Genomic DNA, 21,494 nt, shown 5'->3' with positions numbered 1-21,494 from the left:
TCGGCAACATCCACCGGTGACGTCCACTCCCGGCACCCACCGGTGCCGCGCACCCGTCCGCACCGCCCTGCGAGGATCGGTGCCGTGCCGGTGATCAGTCTCGACCATCGCGTGGCCGGCCCGCCCGAGCTGGTGGCGGGCGTGCTGCGGGAGACGGCGCCGGCCGCGGCCGCCGTCGCCCGGGCCGGTGCCCGGCTGACCGCGCAGGCGGCGCTGCTCGTCGCGGGCGACGAGGTCCGGGTGACCCTCCCGGGCGGGCTCGTCGGCTGCCGGACCCGGATCACCCGGGCCGGCCGGGACGGCCTGTGGTCCGAGCTCGCGGCCGGCCCGGCGGCCGCGCTGCGGCACGCGACCCGGATCGTCGCGGACGGCACCGGCGGGACCCTGGTGCGGGACGAGCTCGCCTGGACGGCGCCGCTCGGCGGGCTCGGCCGGCTCACCGACCCGGTACTGCGACGCTACGGACACCGGCTGCTCGACGCCCGCCGCGACGCGCTGGCCGAGCGGGCCGGCGAGCTGAGCGTGGCACCGGTCGTCGTCGGTGCGGCGATCGTGCGGGACGGGAGGCTGCTGGCCGCCCAGCGGTCCTACCCGGCCGCGCTGGCCGGCCGCTGGGAGCTCCCGGGCGGCGGGGTGGAGCCGGCGGAGTCCGAGGCCGGAGCGCTGGTCCGGGAGTGCGCCGAGGAGCTGGACGCCCGGGTGGAGATCGGCGAGCGGCTGGGTACCGATCTGCCGATCGGCCGTCGCGTGCTGCGGATCCACACCGCCCGGCTGCTGCCCGGATCGCCGGAGCCGCAGCCGCGGGAGCACCGGGCGCTGCGCTGGGTCGGGGTGCGTGAGATCGCGGCGCTGGGCTGGCTGGACGCCGATCGCGCGGTCGTCGCGGAGCTGCTCGGGCTGCTGCGGCCCTGATCCGGCGCTGGTCCGGCGCTGGTCCGGCGCTGGTCCGGTGCTGATTCGGTGCTGATCCAGCGCCGGACCGGTGCCGGCCCGGCGCGGTCGCCGGTGCCGAAGTGGAGATCATCCGGGACGGGCCGGAACCGCGAGGGCCCCGGCGTCGTCCAAGCCACATGAACCGGAATCCCGTCACCAGAGTCCCGACCCCGACCCCGACCCCGACGAACGCCGCCCGGCCGCTCCCGGCGCCGCTCGCCCGGCTCGTCACCGCGCAGGACGGACTGGTGACCCGGGCCCAGGCCCTCGCGCACGGCCTGTCCCGCGACGTCGTCGACCGGCGGCTCGCGGCCCGGCGCTGGGAGCCGGTCCATCCCCGGGTCTACCGCGATCCCGCGGGCCCCACCTCGGAGCGGGCCCGGATCCGCGCCGCGGTGCTGTGGGCGGGCGACGACGCGGTGCTGACCGGGGCGGCGGCCGCCTGGTGCTGGGGCCTGCTCGCGACCGCACCCGCCGAGGTCACCGTGACGGTCCCGCGCTGCCGGGCACCCCGGTCGCGCGCCGGGATCCGGGTTCGCAGACGCGATCTCGACCCGGCCGACGTCGCCGGGCACACCGGCATGGCCGTCGCCGCTCCGGCGCTCGCCGTGCTGGAGACCGTGCTCGATCCCGGGGTGCCCGGCGCCGAACTCCTGGAACACGTCCTGTGCGGGGCCGGCCCGGATCTGGCGGCGCTCACCGCCGCGCACTCACGCAACCTGGGCGCACACGGGTCGGCGGAGAGCGGCAGGCTGCTGGCCGAGACGTCGCGGCGGGCGGCCGACCGGGCGGTGCACCGGCTGCGCGTCCTGCTGCTGCGGGACCGGATCCGCGGCTGGCGGTGCGCGCATCCGGTGGCCGGGATCGTGCTGCCGCTGGCGTTCCCCGGCGCCGGGCTCGCCGTGGAGATCGACGGGCACGCCGGGGCGCGCGCGGGCAGCGGCTGGCGGCAGGCCGTGCTGCGACGGCACGGCTGGCGGGTGTTCGTGCTCGATCCGGCCGAACCGTGGCTGCGTCCGGCGGCCACGCTGACGGCGCTGCGGCTCGCGCTGACCCGCCGCCCCGGCGGCCCCGGCGGCGGCGCGGCCGGGCGCGCAGCATGAACAGCGGCGGCCTGGGCGGCGGTGTGAACACCGGACGGACGGGATGTGCCGGACCGGTGCACGGCAGCCGGCCGGGACCCGGACGGGCGGTGCCGCCGGGCAGGAGTGACCGGGACGACGATGTGATTCCGGCCATGGCCGGACGGGACTCGCAGAGCCCGGCCGGCGGCCCCGTCGAGGACGTTCGCGGCGGATCTGCGGGTCGCCCGGGCGGGCGCCCACGCGCCCGCGCAGGCGCCGCGGCCGGACCGTTCCGCGGCGCACTGCGGTGCCCGCGCGAACGGTGTCGTGGCCGGTCAGCGCCCTGACGGACGTGTCAGTAGATGCGCGCGATCTTCAGTGCGCGCTCGAAGGCCTTGCCGCTCAGATCGTCCGCACCTGCCTTGCGCAACCGCATCGCGACGACCGGACAGCTCTTGCAGCGCTTCGGCTTGGACCGGCAGCACTTCTTCTTCACCTTGCCCATGAGGAGGCCAGGCTAACCTGCGCCCGGCGCAGGGACCAGGGGTTGCCCCGGATACCGTGGAGGTGTGACCATCCCTCGTTCCGCCTCGGCCCTCGATGCTCGCTCCGCGCTCGAGAGCGACGCCGTGCCCGATCAGGCCGGCCGTCCCGAGCTGCGTAACGTCGCGATCGTCGCGCACGTCGACCATGGCAAGACCACCCTCGTCGATGCGATGCTGCGCCAGTCCGGCGCCTTCGGCGAGCGCGCCGAGCTCGTCGACCGCGTGATGGACTCCGGCGACCTGGAGCGCGAGAAGGGGATCACGATCCTCGCCAAGCACACCGCGGTGAGCTGGCAGGGCTACACGATCAACGTCGTCGACACCCCGGGCCACGCCGACTTCGGCGGCGAGGTCGAGCGCGGCCTGTCCATGGTCGACGGCGTGGTGCTGCTCGTCGACGCCTCCGAGGGCCCGCTGCCGCAGACCCGGTTCGTGCTCCGCAAGACCCTCACCGCCGGCCTGCCGGTGATGCTCGTCGTCAACAAGACCGACCGCGGCGACGCCCGGATCGCCGAGGTCGTCGACGAGTCCCTGGAGCTGCTGCTCGAGCTGGCCGACGAGCTGGACCTGGACGAGTCCGTCACCGGCCACCTGCTCGACCTCCCGGTCGTCTACGCCTCCGGCCGCGCCGGCAAGGCGTCCCGGATCCGTCCCGGCGACGGCGAGCTGCCCGACGCCGAGGACCTCACCGCGCTGTTCGAGACGCTGCTGGCGACCGTGCCGCCGCCGTCCGACGACCCGGACGCCCCGCTGCAGATGCACGTCACCAACCTCGACGCGTCCAGCTTCCTGGGCCGGATCGCGCTCTGCCGGGTCCGCGCGGGCGTGGTGCGCCGCGGCCAGCAGGTCGCCTGGTGCCGGGAGGACGGCAGCACGCCGCGGGTCAAGATCACCGAGCTGATGATGACCGAGGCGCTCACCCGCGTCCCGGCCGACGAGGCCCGCGCCGGTGACCTGGTCGCCGTCGCCGGCATCGCCGAGGTGACCATCGGCGACACCCTCGCCGACCCGGAGCGGCCGGTCGCGCTGCCCCGGATCGACGTCGACGAGCCCGCGATCTCGATGACGATCGGCACCAACACCTCGCCGCTGGCCGGCCGCGACCCGGTCCCCGGCAAGAAGCTCACCGCGCGGCTGGTGAAGAACCGGCTCGACGCCGAGCTCGTCGGCAACGTGTCGGTCCGGGTGCTGCCCACCGAGCGCCCGGACACCTGGGAGGTCCAGGGCCGCGGCGAGCTGGCGCTGGCCGTGCTGGTCGAGACGATGCGCCGGGAGGGCTTCGAGCTCACCGTCGGCAAGCCGCAGGTGGTCACGAAGACCATCGACGGCAAGCTGCACGAGCCGTTCGAGCAGCTGTCGGTGGACGTCCCGGAGGACGCCCTCGGCGCGGTGACCCAGCTGCTCGCCGCCCGCAAGGGCGAGATGGGCGACATGGTGCACGGCGAGGGCCGGGTGCGGATGGAGTTCCGGGTCCCGTCGCGGGGCCTGATCGGCTTCCGCACCGAGTTCCTCACGATCACCCGCGGCGCCGGCATCGCCAGTCACGTCTTCGACGGCTACGGCCCCTGGGTCGGCGAGATCCGCACCCGCAACAAGGGCTCGCTGATCTCCGACCGGTCCGGGCCGGTCACGCCGTACGCGATCGACCAGCTCGCTGACCGCGGCACCCTGTTCGTCGGGCCGACCACCCTCGTCTACGGCGGCATGGTCGTCGGCGAGTACACGCGCAACGAGGACCTCGAGGTGAACATCACCCGGGAGAAGAAGCTGACCAACATCCGCTCCTCGACGAGCGACGTGCTGGTCAAGCTGATTCCGCCGACGATCCTCTCGCTCGAGCAGTCGCTCGAGTTCTGCGCGACCGACGAGTGCGTCGAGGTCACGCCGGAGAACGTGCGGATCCGCAAGACCGAGCTGGACCCGAACCTGCGGGCCCGCGCCCGGTCCCGGGCCAAGGCGGCGGCGAACGCCGCCAAGTGAGCCCGGCGGTCGGCCGCGGGCGGGGTGACCGCCGGCGTGCCCAGGTGAGCAGAGCAGAGTGCCCCGCCGACCCACCCCGTCCGGTGGGCCGGCGGAGCCCGGCGGGGATACTGCGGACGTGAGAGCACGGCGACCGTTCCGAGCGCTCCCCGCGCTGCTGCTGGCCGGCCTGCTGGCGCTGACCGCGTGCAGCGCCGATCCCCAGCCCGCCCCGCCGCCGGACATCGACGCACCCACCGAGCCGATCACCACCCCGACCCGGGTGGTGGCCGGCGTCGACGAGCTGGGGCCCGGGTTCAACCCGCACCTGCGCTCCGACCAGTCGCCGGTGACGACGGCGATCGCCACGATGGCGCTGCCGTCGGTGTTCCGCCCGGACGCCGACGGGAACCTGCAGCTGGACCGGACCGTCGCGACCGACGCGAAGGTCACCTCGCAGGAGCCGTTCACGGTCAGCTACGAGCTGAACGTGGAGGCAGGCTGGTCGACCGGCGCGCCGATCGCCGCGGAGGACTTCGTCTACCTCTGGCAGCAGATGCGCACCCAGCCGAACACGATCGGCGCCGCCGGCTACCGGGAGATCACCGACGTCCGGTCGCGGGCCGCCGGCAAGGCCGTCGACGTCGTCTTCGACCGGCCCTACCCGCACTGGCAGGAGCTGTTCGACAACCTGCTCCCCGCGCACCTGCTCAAGGATGCGCCCGGCGGCTGGACGGCTCCGTTCGCGAACGGCGTGCCCGCCTCGGGCGGCCCGTTCCGGCTGATGCAGGTCGACCGGCTGCGCGGCGAGGTGCTGCTGGTCCGCAACGACCCGTACTGGGACACCTCCGCGGTGATCGACGAGATCGTGCTGCGCCGGATCCCGCCGAACACACTGCCGACCGCGCTGGAGAGCCAGGGCATCGACCTGGCGCTGCCGGACGCCCGGCCGGAGATCGGGCAGGCGCTCGACGTGCTCGCCGGGTCCCCGGAGCCACCGACCGTGCAGCGCGGCCCGCGCCCGGCCGTGCAGCAGCTGGAGTTCCGCACCCAGGACGGCCCGCTGGCCGATCCGCGGGTCCGCGAGGGCATCGCGGCGACGCTGGACCGGGCCGCGATCCGCGAGCGGGTCAGCCCGGAGGCCGTCCCCGCCGACGCGTTCGGCGCCGCCCCCTCCGATCCCGGCTACCAGCCGACCGCACCGCCCGGGGCGCCCGGCCGGCCGGACCCGGCCGTCGCCGAGGCGGCCTTCACCGAGGCCGGGTACGTGCGCGGCGGGAACGGGCGCTGGACGCTCGGCGGACGGCCGCTCGGCGTCGTCATCGGGGCCGGCGCCGAACGGAGCGAGGACGTCGAGGTCGCCCGGATCGTGGCCGAGCAGCTGACGGCGGGCGGCATCCAGGCGACGATCGTCGCGCCGTCCGCACCGGAGCTGCTGACCAGCGCCAGCGTCGCCCCGACGACGCCGAGCCCGACCACCACCCCGGCGCCCGGGGCGGGCCCCGCCCCCGGCGACGGGGCAGGCACACCACCGCCGGCCGCCGGGCCGACGGACCCCGCCGAGCCGACGAGTCCGCCGACCACGGCCCCGACCACCGCCGCGGGCGGCGGCGCACCGGTCGCGGTGGACGTGCTCGTCGCGCCCCGGCCGGCCTACGGAGCGATCGGGCCGCGGCTGGACTCGGTGTACGGCTGCCCGCCGGACGACGTCGGCGAGGACCTGCCCGGCACGTCCTGCTTCCCGGTCCTGCAGCCGCTGCTGGACGAGCTGACCGGCTCGGTGGCCGATCCGGCGGTCGTCGCCGAGGCCGAGCGGGTGCTGTGGCGCCAGCTGCCCGCGCTGCCGCTCTACCAGGCGCAGGGGCTCGTGATCAGCAACCGGGAGACCGACGCGTCGACCGGCGTCACTCCCGGCCCGATCGCGACCGGGCCGATGACCGGCGCGCAGACCTGGTCCGAGCCGGAGGGCTCGCGGGAGGACGACACCGGCACCGAGGAGCCGGACGCCGACAACTGATCCGGCATCCGGCCCACCGCGGTGGCCGCGCCGCACGGCACGGCCACCGCGGGCGGATCAGCCGGGCAGCAGGTTCTCCTCGTGCGCATGGTGGCAGGCGCTGAGATGATGCCCGCCCGAGCGGACGGTCAGCTCCGGCTCCTCGGTCGAGCAGATCTCGGTGGCCTTCCAGCAGCGCGTCCGGAACCGGCAGCCGCTCGGCGGGTCCACCGGGCTGGGGACGTCGCCGGTCAGCCGGATCCGCGACCGTCCCTCGCGCACCGACGGGTCGGGCACCGGCACCGCGGACAGCAGCGCCTGGGTGTACGGGTGCGCGGCCCGGGTGTAGATCTCGGCCTCGGTGCCGAGCTCCACCATCTTGCCCAGGTACATGACGCCGACCCGGTCCGACAGGTGCCGCACCACCGACAGGTCGTGCGCGATGAAGATGTAGGACAGCCCGAACTCGCGCTGCAGCTCGCCCAGCAGGTTCATCACCTGCGCCTGGATCGACACGTCCAGCGCGGACACCGGCTCGTCGCAGATGATCACCTCGGGGCGCAGCGCGAGCGCCCTGGCGATCCCGATCCGCTGCCGCTGCCCGCCGGAGAACTGGTGCGGGTAGCGGTTCACGAAGTCCGGGTTCAGCCCGACGACGTCGAGCAGCTCCTGTACCTTCCGCCGCCGGTCGCCCTTCGGGGCCACCTCCGGATGGATCTCGAAGGGCTCCCCGACGATGTCGGCGACCGTCATCCGCGGGTTCAGCGAGGTGTACGGGTCCTGCAGCACAATCTGGACCTGCCGGCGCAGCGCCTTCAGCGCGGCGCCGCGCTTGGTGAAGATGTCCTCACCGTGGAAGCGCACGGCGCCCGCGGTCGGCGGTTCCAGCCGCATCAGCACCTGGGCCAGCGTCGACTTGCCGCAGCCCGACTCGCCGACGATGCCGAGCGTCTCGCCCTTGTTCAGGGTGAACGACACCCCGTCGACGGCGCGGACGTGGCCGACCGTCCGTTTGATCACCGCGCCGATCTTGACCGGGAAGTGCTTGACGAGGCCGTCGACCTCGAGGATCTGTTCGGATGTGCTCATGACTGCGCCAGCTCCTCGGCGAACAGGCACGCCGAGGCACGCCCGCCGGGCAGTGCCAGCAGCGGCGGGTCGGTCTCCCGGCAGACGTCCCTGACCCGCGGGCAGCGCGGGTGGAACGGGCAGCCGGACGGGATCCGGGTCAGCGTCGGCGGCAGCCCGCGGATCGCCTGCAGCTCGGTGCCCTTGCTGTCCAGCCGCGGGATCGACGCCAGCAGGGCCTCGGTGTACGGGTGGCGGGGCTCGGCGAACAGCTGGTGCACGTCGCCCTGCTCCACGATCCGGCCCGCGTACATCACCGCGATCCGGTCCGCGACCTCGGCGACGACGCCGAGATCGTGGGTGATCAGGATCAGGCCCATCTCCCGCTCGCGCTGGATGTCGGCGAGCAGGTCCATGATCTGGGCCTGCACCGTGACGTCCAGTGCGGTGGTCGGCTCGTCGGCGATCAACACGTCCGGATCGAGCGCCAGCGACATCGCGATCATCGCGCGCTGCCGCATCCCGCCGGAGAACTCGTGCGGGAAGCTGGTGACGCGCTGCTTCGCGCCCGGGATGCCGACCATGTCGAGCAGCTCGACGGCCCGGGCCCGGGCGTCCCGGCGGCTCATCCCGCGCCGGGTGCGCAGCTGCTCGCCGATCTGGAACCCAACGGTGAACACCGGGTTCAGCGCGGACAGCGCGTCCTGGAAGATCATCGCGACGTGCTCGCCGCGCAGCTCCCGGCGCCGCTCCTCGTCGGCGGTCAGCAGCTCCTCGCCGCGGTAGCGGATCGCGCCGCCGGTGATCCGGGCCGGCGGCACCGGCAGGATGCCCATCACCGTGTTCGCGGTGACCGACTTGCCGGAGCCGGACTCGCCCAGCACGGCGAGGGTCTCGCCGGCCCGGACGTGGTAGCTGACGCCGTTGAGCACCGAGGCCACGCCGTCCCGGGTGTGGAACTCGACGCGCAGGTCCTCGACCTCCAGCAGCGGTGCGTCGGCGAGGCCGGTGGGCCCGGGCGCCGCACTCGTCTCGGTGTGGACGAGCGGCCCTGCGGGTGGGGTGCTCATGAGCGGCCCTTCGGGTCGAACGCGTCACGGACGGCGTCACCGAGCAGCACGAAGGCGAGCACGGTGACGACCAGGAAGCCGCCCGGGAACAGCAGCAGGTGCGGCGAGGTCCGCAGATAGCTCTGCGCCTCGCTGATCATCACGCCCCAGGAGACGACGGGATCGCGCAGGCCGACACCCAGGAACGACAGCGTCGCCTCGGCGCCGATGAAGGCGCCGAGCGCGATGGTGGCGTAGACCATCACCGGCGCGATCGTGTTCGGCAGCATGTGCCGCACGATGATCCGCCACGGCCCGGCGCCCAGCGCGCGGGCCGCCTTCACGTAGTCCTGGCTGCGGGCCGCGATCGCCGCCGACCGCATGATCCGCATGGTGACCGGCCAGGACAGCAGGCCGATCGTGCCGATCACCAGGCCGCTGATCCCGATCACGCTCTGCCCGACGGACTGGCGGAACGTGGAGAGCACCACGATGGCGCCGAGCACGAACGGGACGCCGAAGAACACGTCCGCGATCCGGGCCAGCAGCGAGTCGAGCCAGCCGCCGACGAAGCCGGCGATCAGACCCATGACGGCGCCGAGCAGCACCACGAAGCTGGTCGCCAGCACGCCGACGACGATCGAGACCCGGGTGCCGTAGATGGTGCGGGCGAACACGTCGCGGCCGAGGTTGTCGTAGCCGAACCAGGCCTCCGCCGACGGCCCCTGCCGGGCCCGCGAGAGGTCGCCGACGGTCGGATCGACCGAGGTGAACAGCTGCGGGAACGCGGCCAGCACGAGCAGCGCCCCGATCAGCGTCGCGGCGACGATGAACAGCGGCCTGCGCCGCAGGTCGTACCAGGCGTCGGCGCCGAGGCTCCGGGAGCGGGTGACGGCGGCCTCCGCGGCCGCCGGCGACGCGACCGGCTTGTCCGAGGTGACGGAGGTGGGGTCAGTCAAGGCGGATCCTCGGGTCGAGCAGCGCGTAGGTGACGTCCACGAGCAGGTTCGCGAGGAGGTAGACCATCACCAGGAGCACGACCACCCCGGTGACGACCACCCCGTCGAGCCGCTGGATCGACTCGAAGATGAGCCCGCCGATCCCGCGGATGTTGAAGATGCCCTCGGTGACGATCGCGCCGCCCATCAGGCTGCCGAAGTCCGCGCCGAGGAAGGTGATCACCGGGATCGCCGAGTTGCGGGTCAGGTGCACCCCGACGACGCGATTACGGCTCAGGCCCTTCGCGGTCGCCGTCCGCACGTAGTCGGCCCGCGAGTTCTCCGCGATCGAGGTCCGGGTCAGTCGGGCCACGTAGGCCAGGGACAGACTGCCGAGCACGTAGCCGGGCACGATCAGGTCGAGGAAGCCCGGGTTCGCCGGGACGGTCGGCGGGATCAGCCCCAGCCGCAGCCCCAGGACGGCCTGCAGCACGTAGCCGGTGACGAACACCGGGACGGCGACCAGGAACAGCGTCGCGGTGAGCACGACGTTGTCCAGGAAGCCGCCGGGCCGCAGTCCGGTCAGGACGCCCGCGGTGAGACCGATGACCGCCTGGATGAGCAGCGCGACCACGGCCAGCTTGATCGTCACCGGGTAGGTGTTCGCGATCAGCGTGCCGACGTCCTGGCCGCGGAAGTTCTGCCCGAAGTCGCCCTGCAGCAGTCCGCCGAGGTACGAGAAGTACTGGACCAGGATCGGCTGGTCGAGGCCGTACTCCACGCGCATGCGTTCGATGAAGGCGGGAGGACAGGCCTGGTCGCCGCACTTGCCGGCCAGCGGGTCGCCGGGCAGCGCCCAGACCATGAAGTAGATGAGGAAGGTGGTGCCGATGAAGACCGGCACCAGCTGCAGGAGTCGTCGCAGGACATAGCGCCCCACGGGTCACCTCCGGGTTCGGGACACGCCCGGCGGACCGCGCCGGACACGTGCGCCGACGGCCGGGGATCACCCGGCCGTCGGCGGCTGTGCGTGTGGTGGTGGCGTGCGTGGTGGTGCGGACTACTCCTGGACGGTGACCGACATCAGGTCGAGCTCACGGTCGTAGGTCATCGACACGTTGTCCAGCCGCTCGGACCAGCCGAACTGCGCGGACTGGTCGTTGATCGGCACGGCCGGCATGTCCTGGATCAGCACCCGCTCGGCCTCGGCCCACAGCTCCTGCGCCTCCTCGATCGAGGCGGCGCTGCTGCCCTGCGCGACCAGCGCGTCGAAGGCCGGGTTGGTGTACTGGCCGTCGTTGTTCTCGGCGCCGGTGACGTACTGCGGCTGCAGGACGTACTCCATTGTCGGCTGCGCGGCGATCCAGCCGGAGCGCCAGATCCCGGTCAGCTCCTGCGCCTGGCGCTGGGTGAGGAACTCGGCGAAGGTCGGCACCGGCACGAAGTTGCACTCCACGCCGAGGGTGTTGGAGATGCTGATGCAGGCGGCCTGCATCCACTCGCGGTTGATCGCCGAGTCGACGTTGGAGATCAGCTCGATGGTGCCCTCGAAGCCGGACGCGGCGAAGAGCTCCTGGGCCCGCTCGGGCTGGAAGGTGCACAGCTCGCCGCACTGGTCGGCGACGTAGCCGGGCACGCCCTCGGGGATGAAGCCGGTGGCCGGCCGGACCAGGCCGTTGTAGACGTTGTCGATGATCGCCTGGCGGTCGACCGCCATCGAGATGGCCTGGCGGACCTGCGGGTCGGCGTAGCGCTCCTCGTAGATCGGGAACGCCATCGTGTTGATGCCGGCGTAGGGCTGGTTCCCGTTCCGCTCCGGCAGGTCCTGCTGGTACAGGTTGTCGATCAGGAACGAGCCGGGGATCGACTCGAGGAAGTCGAGGTTGCCGCTGACGACGTCCTGGTAGGCGGCCTCGCTGTCGGCGTAGAACCGGAACTCGACGCCGCCGACGTTGGCCGGGGCGGCCCCGCCGTACTCGTCGTAGCGGGTGACGGTCACGTTCTGGTCCGGCACCCGGGACTCGAAGCGGAACGGGCCGTTGCCGATCGGGTTCTCCTCGAACGCCTGCGGGTCGGCGAAGAACGACTCGGGCATCGGGAAGAACGAGATGTCACCGAGGGTGGTCTCGAAGACCGGCGACGGCGAGGTGAGGGCGACCGTGAAGGTGCGGTCGTCGACGACCTGCAGGCCGGACATGGTCTCGGCGGTCGGCTCGCCCTCGGCCGGCGCGACGTCGTCGTACCCGGTGATCGGGGCGAAGAACCCGGTGCTGGACTGCCCGTTGGGCGCGTAGGCCACGTAGTTCCAGGCGTCCACGAAGCTCTGCGCGGTGACCGGCGTGCCGTCGTGGAAGGTCCAGCCCTCGCCGATGGTGATCGTGTAGTTCTGCGAGTCGGTGGACTCGATCGACTCGGCGACGATGTTCTCGGTCTCGCCCTCCGGGGTGTAGCCGACGAGGCCGACCCAGAGCGAGTCGATGATCTTGCTGCCGCCGGTCTCGCGGGTGTTTCCGGGGAGCAGCGGGTTCTGCGGCTCGGTGCCGAAGACCGAGATCGTCGGTGCGTCGGCCTGGGCGTCACCGGTGGCGTCCCCGCCTCCGCCGCAGGCGCTGAGTACCAGTGTGGTGGAGAGGGAGAGCGCGAGGAGCGCAGCAGCTCGGCGTGATCGCATCGGGTTCCGGTTTCTGTGCAGTGGGCCGGGCGGGGGTGGGGGCACGGCCGTACGGGCGATTGTGGCTTGGGACAGTAACCGCCGCGAACCGTCGAGTAGGTTACAAATCGGTTGCACGGGACGGGCGGCATCATCAGGATGTTCCGGGCGGTCAGCCGCGACAACCAACGTGCCTGACGATGAGTGGTACATGTGTACCAAACGGTCCTCGGTGTGTGGTAGATGCCGAGTGGCGAGGATCTCCCGTTATGAGCGGTCGACGCCGCCCCTGACCTCGCTATCCCTTTTCACGGTCTCTGTTTGGTCACGATCCACCGCGCCCATCGCGAGCGGGGGACGGGATTTTCGCGTCCTTCCCGGCGGTACATCCGGTGCCCTGCCATCCCGGATCGGGCGCCGCACCGGCGTGCGCCCGCTGATCTCGAGAGGCACATTCGACCAGGCGGATGAAGGCGGCGGCTGCGGTCGCGGTGGCGGGCGTGGGGGCCCTGCTGCTGAGCGCGTGCGGCGTGGGGGAGGCGGTGGCGATGCCACCGCCAGCGCAGCAGGAGGAGTACACCGACAACCTCGCGGGCACCGACCTCGGCAGCGGCAACGTCGAGCGGGCCCGGGCAGATCCTCACCGAGGCCGGCTACACCGGCGTCGGCCAGGACCTGGTCGCGCCGGACGGCCAGGCCGTCCCGGACCTGCGGATCCGCTACACCGTCGGCGCGATCCGGCAGAGCCAGTCCGAGCTGTTCGCGCAGTACATGCAGCAGCTGGGTATCGGGATCACGGTCGAGCCGACCGACGACCTCGGCACCACGCTCACCGCCGGTGAGTACGACATCATGGTGTTCGCCTGGGTGCAGTCACCGTTCCCGTTCGGCGGCGCGCAGCAGCTGTGGCTGTCGGACTCCGGATCGAACTTCGGCCAGTACAAGAACCCGAGGACCGACGAGCTGATCAACGCCGCCGCGTCCAGCACCGACAAGGCGGCCGCCGCAGAGCAGCTCAACGAGGCCGACAAGATCATCCTCGGGGGACGCCTACGTGCTGCCGATCTACCAGAAGCCGACCCTGCTGGCGACCCGCGACAACGTCGCCAACGTGCGGCAACGCCACCCTGGACGGTCCGATGTACAACGTCGCCGAGTGGGCACCGCGCGCCGAGGGCTGATCCGTACCCGCGGGCCACACCGACGACCGCTCCCACCACGGCGGAGAGACACCTTCATGCTCATGTACGCAGTGCGCCGGGTCGTGATCTCGATCCCGATCCTGCTCGTCTCGTCGTTCATCGTCTTCTGGCTGGGCACGCTGTCCGGCAACCCGCTCACCCCGCTGCTACTGCGCAACCCACCACCAGCGCAGAACGTGCTCGACGCCGAGGCGGCCAGGCTCAACCTGGACCAGCCGCTGCTCCCGCGCTACCTGTCCTGGCTGGGCGGGGTGCTGCGCGGTGACTTCGGGCCGTCGGTCGTCTCCACCCAGGTGGTCGGCGACGAGCTCGCCGCCCGGTTCTGGGTGACCATGCGGCTGGTCATCCTGGCGATGCCGTCGTTCTGGCTGGCCATCCTGCTCAAACAGCGCGGCATCGACGTCAACAACATCCTCGGCGTCCAGCTGATCTCCACGATCGGCGCCGAGTCGATCCCGCCCGAGCAGGGGTCCACCCGGGCCTCGATGCTGAGATCCTGAACTCGGACTACGTCCGGCTGGCCCGGGCGAAGGGGCTGCCCCGGCGCACGGTGATGGTCCGGCACGCGCTGCGCACCGCGCTGATCCCGCTGACGACGATGACGGCGCTGGACATGGCGGCCATCCTCGGCGGCGCCGTGGTCACCGAGCGGGTCTTCCAGTGGCGCGGCCTCGGCGACTTCCTGCTCGAGTCGATCAAGCTCTACGACACCTACGCGGTCGCGTCCTGGCTGCTCGTCACCGCGGTGATCGTCATCGCCTTCAACCTGGTCGCCGATCTGCTCTACGGCGTCCTCGACCCCAGGATCCGTTATGCCTGACGCGACCGGAACGAAGCCGGACGCCGTGACCGAGCGCGAGTTCACCATTGCCGAGCGCAGCCAGGCGCAGCTGGTGCTGCGCCGCTTCGTCCGGCACCGGGCCGCGATGGTCAGCCTGGTCGTGCTCGTCGCACTGGTGCTGCTGGCCTACGTCGGCGGCTGGCTGTGGCGCTACGACGTCGGCGAGATCACGCCGTCGAACTCGCAGCCGCCGTCGCTGCAACACCGAGCATCGCGGCGACCGCGACCAGCGGGAGGGTGAGCACCAGGTCGGCGATCCGCATCATGAGGCTGTCCACCCAGCCGCCGAAGTAGCCGGCGACCGACCCCCACAGGGTGCCGACGAACGTCGCGACGAGCGCGACCAGGACCGACACCTGCAGCGAGATGCGGGTGCCGCCCGAGTTCGTCGAGGCCGCCCGGGCGCTCGGCGCGTCCGACACCCGGATCATCCTGCGCCATCTCGTGCCGAACGCACTCGGCTCGATCCTGGTCAACCTGACCATCCTGGTGGCGCTCGCCATCCTGCTCGAGACGGCGCTGTCCTACCTGGGTTTCGGCGTGCAGACGCCGGACACCTCGCTCGGGCTGCTCGTCTCCGAGGCGCAGACGGCACTCACCACCCGCCCGTGGTTGTTCTACTTCCCGGGAATCTTCATCATCGTCATCGCGCTCACGATCAACTTCATCGGCGACGGCCTGCGTGACGCGTTCGACCCGCAACAGACGAAGGTGCGTCAGTGAGCAAGGTGCATCAGTGAGCAGAGCAACGGACCCGGCGGTGCTGGACGTCTCGGGTTTGACCGTCACCTTCCCCAGCGCCGACGGCCCGGTCCGCGCCGTCCGCGGGGTCGACTACCGGCTGCGCCGCGGCGAGGTACTCGGCATCGTCGGCGAGTCCGGCTCGGGCAAGTCGGTCACCTCGCTCGCCGTGATGGGCCTGCTGCCGCGCACCGCGCAGGTGACCGGCTCGATCGTCTTCGACGGCCGGGACCTGCTCACGCTGTCGGAGAACGAGCTCAACGGGATCCGCGGCGAGCGCGTCGCGATGATCTTCCAGGACCCGATGACCTCGCTGAACCCGGTCTACACGGTCGGCTACCAGGTCGAGGAGGCGGTGCTCGCGCATCGCGACGTGAGCAGAGCGCAGGCCCGGGAACGGGCCGTCGAGCTGCTCGGCCTGGTCCGGATCCCGAACCCGGAGCAGCGCGTCTCGTCGTACCCGCACGAGCTCTCCGGCGGGATGCGGCAGCGGGTGGTGATCGCGATCGCGATGGCCAACGACCCGGACGTGATCATCGCCGACGAGCCGACCACCGCCCTCGACGTGACCGTCCAGGCCCAGGTGATGCAGGCGTTGCAGGCCGCGCAGCAGGCGACCGGCGCCGCGATGGTGCTGATCACCCACGATCTCGGCGTGATCGCCGGGCAGGCCGACCGGGTGATGGTGATGTACGCGGGCAAGCTGGTCGAGGTCGGCGACGTCGAGCCGATCTTCTACGAGCCGCGGATGCCCTACACGCTGGGCCTGCTCGGGAGCCTGCCCCGGCTGGACCGGCCCACCGAGCGATTGACCCCGATCCCCGGGGCGCCGCCGTCGGTGGTGAACATGCCGCCCGGCTGCCCGTTCTCGCCGCGCTGCCCGCTGTCCACCGACGTGTGCCGGGACAGCGAGCCGGAGCTGGTGGCGGTGGGCGACGGCTCGGCCGACCACCACGCCGCCTGCCACCACTCGTCGCAGGTGTCCGGGGTGGCGGCGGAGGACGTGTTCGACCCGGCCGCGGTCGCCGACGGCGACCTCGCCGTCGGCCCGGTCGGCCCCGCCGACCTGCTCGACCCGGAGAGCCCGGCGACCACGGAGGGGGCCCGATGAGCGACACGGTGACCACTCCGGCGCTGCTGTCGGCGCGCAACCTGGTCAAGAACTTCCCGATCCGTTCCGGCGGCCTGTTCCGCAGGCAGGTCGGGGCGGTGCAGGCGGTCAGCGACGTGTCGTTCGACATCGCCGGCGGCGAGACGCTCGGCCTGGTCGGCGAGTCCGGCTGCGGGAAGTCGACGCTGGCCCGGGTCGCGCTGAACCTGATCCCGGCGACGTCCGGCGAGGTCCGGTTCGACGACCGGGAGATCACCGGGCTGTCCGGCGGGCGGATGCGGGCGCTGCGCCGCGAGATGCAGCTCGTCTTCCAGGACCCGTACGCCTCGCTCGACCCGCGGATGCCGGTCAACGAGCTGATCGCCGAGCCGCTGCGCATCCACGGCCGTTACGGCGACGACGGCCGCCGCCAGGTTCGCGACCTGATGAGCACGGTCGGGCTGCGCCCCGAGCACGGCAACCGGTACCCGCACGAGTTCTCCGGCGGCCAGCGGCAGCGGATCGGGATCGCCCGCGCGCTCGCGCTGCAGCCCCGGCTGATCGTGCTCGACGAGCCGGTCTCCGCGCTCGACGTGTCCATCCAGGCCGGCGTGCTCAACCTGCTGCAGGAGCTGCAGGCCGAGCGCGGGCTGTCCTACCTGTTCGTCTCGCACGACCTGTCGGTGGTGCGGCACATCGCCGACCGGATCGCCGTCATGTACCTGGGGAAGATCGTCGAGACCGGGCCGGCGGCGTCGCTGTTCGAGGCGCCGGCGCACCCGTACACGCACGCGCTGATCTCGGCGATCCCGCTGCCCGATCCGCGCCGCGAGCGGGCCCGGGAGCGGATCACCGTGGTCGGGGACCTGCCCAGCCCGGCCGATCCGCCGTCCGGCTGCCGGTTCCGCACCCGCTGCCCGACCTTCGCCGACGCGCTCACCGAAGGTGAGCAGAGCAGGTGCGTCGAGGAGGAGCCCGCGCTCGTCGACCGGGGCAGCGGGCACCCGGTGGCGTGCCACTACGCGCAGGCCCGCGCGCTGCTGTAGGCCGGGGCGCCGCCGGCGACACGCTGCCCGGTGCGAGACTGGACGGCGTGTCGCTGGTGCTGGGAATCGAGACGTCCTGCGACGAGACCGGCGCCGGGCTCGTCCGGGACGGGGCGCTGCTGGGCGAGGGATTGGCGTCGTCCGCCGACGAGCACGCCCGGTTCGGCGGCGTGGTGCCCGAGGTCGCCGCCCGCGCGCACGTGAGCGCGGTGGTGCCGACGGTGCGGGCCGCCGTCGCCGCGGCCGGGGTGTCGCTGTCCGACGTGGACGCCGTCGCGGTCACCGCGGGCCCCGGGCTGTCCCCGGCGCTGCACGTCGGGGTGGCGGCGGCGAAGGCGTACGCGACGGCGCTGGACGTCCCGCTGTACGGCGTGCACCATCTCGCCGGGCACGCCGCCGTCGACGTCCTGGAGCACGGCCCGCTGCCGGCCCGCTGCATCTGCCTGATCGTGTCCGGCGGGCACACCTCGCTGCTCTCGCTCGGCGACCTGGCCCGCGACCCGGTCGAGCACCTCGGCGACACCGTCGACGACGCGGCGGGGGAGGCGTTCGACAAGGTCGCCCGGCTGCTCGGGCTGCCCTACCCGGGCGGGCCGTCGGTGTCGGCGGCCGCGCTCGACGGCGATCCGGCCGCCGTCGCGTTCCCGCGGCCGATGACCGGGCCGCGCGACGCCGCGTTCGGCTTCTCCTTCTCCGGCCTGAAGACCGCCGTCGCCCGGCACGTCGAGGCGGCCCAGGACGCCGGCCGGCCGGTGCCGGTGACGGACGTGGCGGCCTCGTTCCAGATGGCCGTGGTCGACGTGCTGGTGCGCAAGGCGCTGCGGGCGTGCGCCGAGCGCGGGGCGGACACCCTGCTGATGGTCGGCGGGGTCGCCGCCAACCGGGTGCTGCGCGCGGAGATGGAGCGGGCCTGCGCCGCCGCCGGGATCACCCTGCGGGTGCCCGCGCCCCGGCTGTGCACCGACAACGGCGCGATGATCGCCGCACTGGGCGACCTGCTGGTGCGGTCCGGGATCGGACCGGCCGGGCTGGCGACGACGGCGGTGCCGACCGTGCCGCTGACCGGTGCGTCGGTCCCGGTCCCGCCCACGGAGGGGGAGGCCGCGGCGCACCCGCTGCCCACCACCGCGACGGCGGGACGGATCATCGCCTCGTAAGCTCCACGGGTGTCTCCCGACCGCCGCCTGCTGCTCGTCCACGCCCATCCGGACGACGAGACCCTGACCACCGGCGGCACCATCGCCCGCTACGCCGCCGAGCCCGGCACCGGGGTCACCGTGGTGACCTGCACGCTCGGCGAGGAGGGCGAGGTGATCGGGCCGGAGCTGGCCGAGCTCGCCCCCGACCGGGGCGACCAACTGGGCGGTTACCGGATCCGCGAGCTGGAGACGGCGCTGGCCGCGCTCGGCGGGCCGGAGCACCGCTTCCTGGGCGGGGCCGGGCGCTGGCGGGACACCGGCATGGTGCTGGCCGGGCACGGCACCCGGGCCGCGCTGCCGCCGCAGCTGCACCCGCGGGCGTTCGCCGCCGCCGATCCGTTCGGCGCCCAGCTCGCCCAGCTGCTGGAGATCGTCGACGAGGTGCGGCCGCAGGTCCTGGTGTCCTACGCCGCCGACGGGACCTACGGCCATCCCGATCACGTCCGCGCGCACGAGCTGACGGTGGCCGCCGCGGCCGCCCGCCCGGACGTCGTCGCCAAGCTGTACTTCGCCGTCCGGTCCGGGGCGCTGCTGGAGGACGGCCTGGACCGGCTGCTGGCGGCCTGCGGTGCCACCGGCGGGACCGGGCTGCGCTGGCCGGAACCCGACGAGCACCCCGGCCACGACGCCGGTGCCGTGACCACCCGGATCGACGTCGGCAAGTACGACGCCGAGCGGATCGCCGCGATGCGCGCGCACGCCACCCAGATCGACGTCCGCACCGGGCCCGGCTGGACGGCGTTCGCGATGAGCAACGGGATCGTGCAGCCGCTGCTCGGGGTGGAGGAGTTCGTGCTGGCCGGGGCCGAACCCGGATGCGCGGAGACCGACCTGTTCGAGGGGGTGGACCCGTGACCGTCCTGGCCCGGGCACCGCTCGCGGCGCTGCTGTTCGTCATCTCGGTGCTGCTGGTCGCGTTCCAGCTGATGTTCCAGATGCTCTACATCGGACCGGTCCCGGTGCCGATCGGCACCGTGATCGTGCTGGTGTCGCTGCCGTGGCTGGTGCACGCCACGGTGACCGAGATCTCCCCGACGACGGCCGGGGCCGCGGCCCCGGTCCTGGTGTGGTTCGCCTCCGTCCTGGTGCTGGGCATGTTCGGTCCCGGCGGCGACATCCTGCTCCCGGCGACCTGGCAGTCCCTGCTGCTGCTGCTGGCCGGGGCGGCGGCCGGGCTGATCGCGTTCCGCAGGGCCGTGGAGAACATCGCGGCAGCCGACTCCGGAAGGACCCTGCGATGAGCGGGATGACCGACCATCACCTGGTGACCGTGCTGCGCCCGTTCGTCCGGGCCACCCGGCCGGTGCTCGACGGGCTGCGGGAGTCGGACCCGTTCGGGCTGCGCTCCCGGGCGACGCCCGGCGCCACCGGTGCGGCGCCGGAGGAGCGGCGGCTGTCCGAGAAGATCCTGGACACGCTCGCGTCGGTACAGGTCCCGGGCACGGCGGCCTGGGCCCGGATGGACGTCGACGGTCGCGCGCACTGGTGGATCTACCGGGTTGGCCGGTTCACCACGCTGATCGCGGCGATCCCCGGCCTCGGCGGTGCGCTGGCGCGGACGCTGCCGGTGTCCGACGCCGTCGGCGCCGCCGGCGAGGGCCTGCTGCTGGTCGCCATCGCCGGCGAGCACGGCGTCCGCGACGAGGACCGGCTGGTGGAGCTGCTCGCCTCGGTGCTGTTCCAGCGGGAGCTGACGGTCGCGGACCTGGCGCTCACCGCCGAGGAGGACGCGGCGGCCGACGCCCGGGCCCGCGAGCTCACCGGCGAGCTGGCCGGCTCCGGCACCCGGGCCACCCTGAAGAAGGTCGGCGGCGCGGTCTGGCGGCTCGGCCGCGCCCTCTGGTCGGTCGAGGACGAGCTGGACAAGCGCCCGCACGGGCGCTTCTACCACCAGTGGCTGGGGCTGCTGCCGGTCGTCGGGGCGGTCGGGAAGTACCTCGGGGAGTGGTCCGGGCTGAAGCGGGCGGCCAAGCAGGGCCGCAGCTGGCTGGACCGGCACGGCCTCGCCGCGACCGGCTGAGCGGCGGGCCGCCGCCGGATCAGCCCGATCCGGGCACCAGGTAGTGGTACCGATGGTGCTCGGTCCACCCTTCGCGGGCGTACAGCGCGCGGCCTGCCGGGTTGTCGACCGCGACGTCGAGCAGCGTGAACCGCGCGCCCCGCGCCGCGCCCCAGGCGAGCGCGTCCCGGGTGAGCCGGGTGGCGAGGCCGCGCCGGCGGAAGGGCTCGGCGACCTGCAGCCGCGCGACGTACACATGATCCTCGACGACGGCGGCGCGGATCGCCGCCGCCGGCACCCCGTCGTCGGTCTCGGCCACGCCGAACCCCACCTGCGGTGTCGCTCTGCTCTGCTCACCATGCGGCGGCGGGCCGGTCTGCCCGGTCTGCCCGGCCGGCCCGCCCTCCTTGCTCTGCTCACCTCCTCCGCGCACCGGCCCGCCCGCGCCGGTCAGCACCGCCCAGGCCGGTGAGCCGGGGGACGGCGGCTCCTCACCGGACGCGGCCCACCACGCCGCCGACGGGATCGCCGGCCAGCCCGGTGCGCCGTCGGCGGCCCCGGCGGGTGCGACCAGCACCAGGCATTCCCCGCCCCATTCGGGCAGCACCCGCCATCCGGCGTCGAGCACCCGGTTCGACCAGGGTGAACCGGCCGGGGCCTGCACGACGGGGGCGATGCCGTGCCGGGTCGCGAACTCCCGGACCCGGTCCAGGGCCTGCTCCACCGGCACACCCGGGTCCGCCGGCGCGAGCGCGGAGTTCGCCCGTTTCGTGTACCCGCCCGCGGCGCGCAGCAGCCAGCCGCCGAGCTGTTCCCGCACCGGCGCGGGCCAGGCGTCGGCGCGGAGCCGTTCCAGGCGGGCCACGGCGGCGCGGGACGCCCGGCGCGGCGGGGTGGGCGGCACGGCCCGGATCGCGACGACGGCGTCCCGCTCCACCCGGACCGGTCCGCCGCGGGTGTGCACGATCACCGCGTCCGGCCCGTCGGGGGCGAGCTCGCCGACCGCGTCGGTGAAGCGGGGGCCCTCCGCCCCGTCGTCGGCGATCCGGTGGCGCAGCGCCACCCGGCGTCCGAGGAACTTCTCCGGCATGGCGCCGACCACCTCACTCCTGCCCCTGCCGGGGTCGCGGGTTAACCTGCGGGAGTCCCAGTTTGACCGGGCCCCCCGCCACCA

General features: G+C 73.4%; 20 protein-coding genes and 1 pseudogene. 13 read left to right on the top strand and 8 right to left on the bottom strand.

The genetic code is table 11. From position 1 onward, the window contains the following. Nucleotides 1–84 precede the first annotated feature (84 nt). Together ACVJO7_RS01910 and ACVJO7_RS01905 are read left to right on the top strand one after the other, a co-directional pair. Entirely contained in the window at nucleotides 85–912 is an 828-nt protein-coding gene (locus tag ACVJO7_RS01910; RefSeq protein WP_491671431.1) for an NUDIX domain-containing protein, read from the top strand. A 158-nt stretch (nucleotides 913–1,070) separates the two neighbouring features. Further along, complete coding sequence (locus ACVJO7_RS01905; RefSeq protein ID WP_491671430.1) at nucleotides 1,071–2,036, top strand: type IV toxin-antitoxin system AbiEi family antitoxin; 966 nt, start codon at nucleotides 1,071–1,073, stop codon at nucleotides 2,034–2,036. 316 nt (nucleotides 2,037–2,352) lie between these two features. Here the strand turns inward: ACVJO7_RS01905 and ACVJO7_RS01900 are convergent, their stop codons facing one another. After that, nucleotides 2,353–2,502, bottom strand: a complete 150-nt coding sequence (locus tag ACVJO7_RS01900) for a hypothetical protein (protein WP_344026465.1) — start codon at nucleotides 2,500–2,502, stop codon at nucleotides 2,353–2,355. 124 nt (nucleotides 2,503–2,626) lie between these two features. Here ACVJO7_RS01900 and typA point away from each other — a divergent pair, with 124 nt between their 5' ends. Together typA and ACVJO7_RS01890 are read left to right on the top strand one after the other, a co-directional pair. Then, nucleotides 2,627–4,522, top strand: coding sequence for a translational GTPase TypA (typA, locus tag ACVJO7_RS01895; RefSeq protein ID WP_491671570.1), 1,896 nt, complete (start codon nucleotides 2,627–2,629; stop codon nucleotides 4,520–4,522). Between the two features lie 118 nt (nucleotides 4,523–4,640). Then, complete coding sequence (locus ACVJO7_RS01890; protein WP_491671429.1) at nucleotides 4,641–6,518, top strand: ABC transporter family substrate-binding protein; 1,878 nt, start codon at nucleotides 4,641–4,643, stop codon at nucleotides 6,516–6,518. Nucleotides 6,519–6,575: 57 nt separating this feature from the next. Here ACVJO7_RS01890 and ACVJO7_RS01885 read toward each other — a convergent pair whose 3' ends face one another. The 6 genes from ACVJO7_RS01885 to ACVJO7_RS01860 all read right to left on the bottom strand — a co-directional run bounded on the left by ACVJO7_RS01885 (nucleotide 6,576) and on the right by ACVJO7_RS01860 (nucleotide 13,221). Then, on the bottom strand, nucleotides 6,576–7,586 hold the full coding sequence (locus ACVJO7_RS01885; RefSeq protein WP_344026461.1) for an ABC transporter ATP-binding protein: 1,011 nt from the start codon (nucleotides 7,584–7,586) through the stop codon (nucleotides 6,576–6,578). After that, nucleotides 7,583–8,635: an ABC transporter ATP-binding protein gene (locus ACVJO7_RS01880; RefSeq protein ID WP_491671428.1), complete on the bottom strand. Its 1,053-nt coding sequence runs from the start codon at nucleotides 8,633–8,635 to the stop codon at nucleotides 7,583–7,585. The genes ACVJO7_RS01885 and ACVJO7_RS01880 overlap by 4 nt, the downstream gene beginning before the upstream one ends. Beyond that, complete coding sequence (locus ACVJO7_RS01875; RefSeq protein ID WP_491671427.1) at nucleotides 8,632–9,573, bottom strand: ABC transporter permease; 942 nt, start codon at nucleotides 9,571–9,573, stop codon at nucleotides 8,632–8,634. Before ACVJO7_RS01875 ends, ACVJO7_RS01880 begins: the two co-directional genes overlap by 4 nt. After that, the gene (locus tag ACVJO7_RS01870) at nucleotides 9,566–10,492 is read right to left on the bottom strand and encodes an ABC transporter permease (RefSeq protein ID WP_344026455.1); all 927 of its coding nucleotides are present in this window, start codon (nucleotides 10,490–10,492) and stop codon (nucleotides 9,566–9,568) included. Before ACVJO7_RS01870 ends, ACVJO7_RS01875 begins: the two co-directional genes overlap by 8 nt. A gap of 120 nt (nucleotides 10,493–10,612) precedes the next feature. Next, nucleotides 10,613–12,223 carry a peptide ABC transporter substrate-binding protein gene (locus tag ACVJO7_RS01865; protein ID WP_491671426.1) on the bottom strand — a complete coding sequence of 537 codons (1,611 nt, stop codon included), beginning with the start codon at nucleotides 12,221–12,223 and terminating at the stop codon, nucleotides 10,613–10,615. Between the two features lie 698 nt (nucleotides 12,224–12,921). Continuing rightward, on the bottom strand, nucleotides 12,922–13,221 hold the full coding sequence (locus ACVJO7_RS01860; RefSeq protein WP_491671425.1) for a hypothetical protein: 300 nt from the start codon (nucleotides 13,219–13,221) through the stop codon (nucleotides 12,922–12,924). A gap of 218 nt (nucleotides 13,222–13,439) precedes the next feature. Between ACVJO7_RS01860 and ACVJO7_RS01855 the strand changes: the two genes are divergently transcribed. The 9 genes and pseudogenes from ACVJO7_RS01855 (at nucleotide 13,440) to ACVJO7_RS01815 (ending at nucleotide 20,341) form a co-directional block, all read left to right on the top strand. Continuing rightward, entirely contained in the window at nucleotides 13,440–13,904 is a 465-nt protein-coding gene (locus ACVJO7_RS01855; RefSeq protein ID WP_491671424.1) for an ABC transporter permease family protein, read from the top strand. A gap of 50 nt (nucleotides 13,905–13,954) precedes the next feature. Next, nucleotides 13,955–14,224: an ABC transporter permease subunit gene (locus ACVJO7_RS01850; RefSeq protein ID WP_491671423.1), complete on the top strand. Its 270-nt coding sequence runs from the start codon at nucleotides 13,955–13,957 to the stop codon at nucleotides 14,222–14,224. Next, a pseudogene (locus ACVJO7_RS01845) lies at nucleotides 14,217–14,968 on the top strand (ABC transporter permease). Before ACVJO7_RS01850 ends, ACVJO7_RS01845 begins: the two are co-directional and overlap by 8 nt. Nucleotides 14,969–14,981: 13 nt before the next feature. Then, entirely contained in the window at nucleotides 14,982–16,097 is a 1,116-nt protein-coding gene (locus ACVJO7_RS01840) for an ABC transporter ATP-binding protein (RefSeq protein WP_491671422.1), read from the top strand. Continuing rightward, nucleotides 16,094–17,122, top strand: a complete 1,029-nt coding sequence (locus ACVJO7_RS01835) for an ABC transporter ATP-binding protein (protein ID WP_491671421.1) — start codon at nucleotides 16,094–16,096, stop codon at nucleotides 17,120–17,122. Before ACVJO7_RS01840 ends, ACVJO7_RS01835 begins: the two co-directional genes overlap by 4 nt. Nucleotides 17,123–17,169: 47 nt before the next feature. Beyond that, nucleotides 17,170–18,279: a tRNA (adenosine(37)-N6)-threonylcarbamoyltransferase complex transferase subunit TsaD gene (gene tsaD, locus ACVJO7_RS01830; protein ID WP_491671420.1), complete on the top strand. Its 1,110-nt coding sequence runs from the start codon at nucleotides 17,170–17,172 to the stop codon at nucleotides 18,277–18,279. Nucleotides 18,280–18,288: 9 nt separating this feature from the next. Beyond that, the gene (gene mshB, locus ACVJO7_RS01825; protein ID WP_491671419.1) at nucleotides 18,289–19,176 is read left to right on the top strand and encodes an N-acetyl-1-D-myo-inositol-2-amino-2-deoxy-alpha-D-glucopyranoside deacetylase; all 888 of its coding nucleotides are present in this window, start codon (nucleotides 18,289–18,291) and stop codon (nucleotides 19,174–19,176) included. After that, nucleotides 19,173–19,562 (top strand): hypothetical protein, encoded by a 390-nt coding sequence (locus ACVJO7_RS01820; protein WP_491671418.1) that lies wholly within the window; start codon nucleotides 19,173–19,175, stop codon nucleotides 19,560–19,562. Before mshB ends, ACVJO7_RS01820 begins: the two co-directional genes overlap by 4 nt. Further along, nucleotides 19,559–20,341 carry a hypothetical protein gene (locus tag ACVJO7_RS01815; protein ID WP_344026430.1) on the top strand — a complete coding sequence of 261 codons (783 nt, stop codon included), beginning with the start codon at nucleotides 19,559–19,561 and terminating at the stop codon, nucleotides 20,339–20,341. Before ACVJO7_RS01820 ends, ACVJO7_RS01815 begins: the two co-directional genes overlap by 4 nt. A 19-nt stretch (nucleotides 20,342–20,360) precedes the next feature. Here ACVJO7_RS01815 and ACVJO7_RS01810 read toward each other — a convergent pair whose 3' ends face one another. Next, on the bottom strand, nucleotides 20,361–21,422 hold the full coding sequence (locus ACVJO7_RS01810) for a GNAT family N-acetyltransferase (protein WP_491671417.1): 1,062 nt from the start codon (nucleotides 21,420–21,422) through the stop codon (nucleotides 20,361–20,363). Nucleotides 21,423–21,494: the final 72 nt, after the last annotated feature.

Source organism: Pseudonocardia sp. DxW (genome assembly GCF_058448985.1).
Note: the sequence above shows the minus strand (reverse complement) of the source record. Positions and strands in the feature narration are given on the sequence as shown.

Bases quoted from the DNA above. Each gene is read 5' to 3' on its own strand.
- ACVJO7_RS01905 (WP_491671430.1), top strand. From the start codon at position 1,071: ATGAACCGGAATCCCGTCACCAGAGTCCCGACCCCGACCCCGACCCCG.
- ACVJO7_RS01900 (WP_344026465.1), bottom strand. From the start codon at position 2,502: ATGGGCAAGGTGAAGAAGAAGTGCTGCCGGTCCAAGCCGAAGCGCTGC.
- ACVJO7_RS01885 (WP_344026461.1), bottom strand. From the start codon at position 7,586: ATGAGCACATCCGAACAGATCCTCGAGGTCGACGGCCTCGTCAAGCAC.
- ACVJO7_RS01880 (WP_491671428.1), bottom strand. From the start codon at position 8,635: ATGAGCACCCCACCCGCAGGGCCGCTCGTCCACACCGAGACGAGTGCG.
- ACVJO7_RS01865 (WP_491671426.1), bottom strand. From the start codon at position 12,223: ATGCGATCACGCCGAGCTGCTGCGCTCCTCGCGCTCTCCCTCTCCACC.
- ACVJO7_RS01855 (WP_491671424.1), top strand. From the start codon at position 13,440: ATGCTCATGTACGCAGTGCGCCGGGTCGTGATCTCGATCCCGATCCTG.
- ACVJO7_RS01835 (WP_491671421.1), top strand. From the start codon at position 16,094: ATGAGCGACACGGTGACCACTCCGGCGCTGCTGTCGGCGCGCAACCTG.
- ACVJO7_RS01815 (WP_344026430.1), top strand. From the start codon at position 19,559: ATGAGCGGGATGACCGACCATCACCTGGTGACCGTGCTGCGCCCGTTC.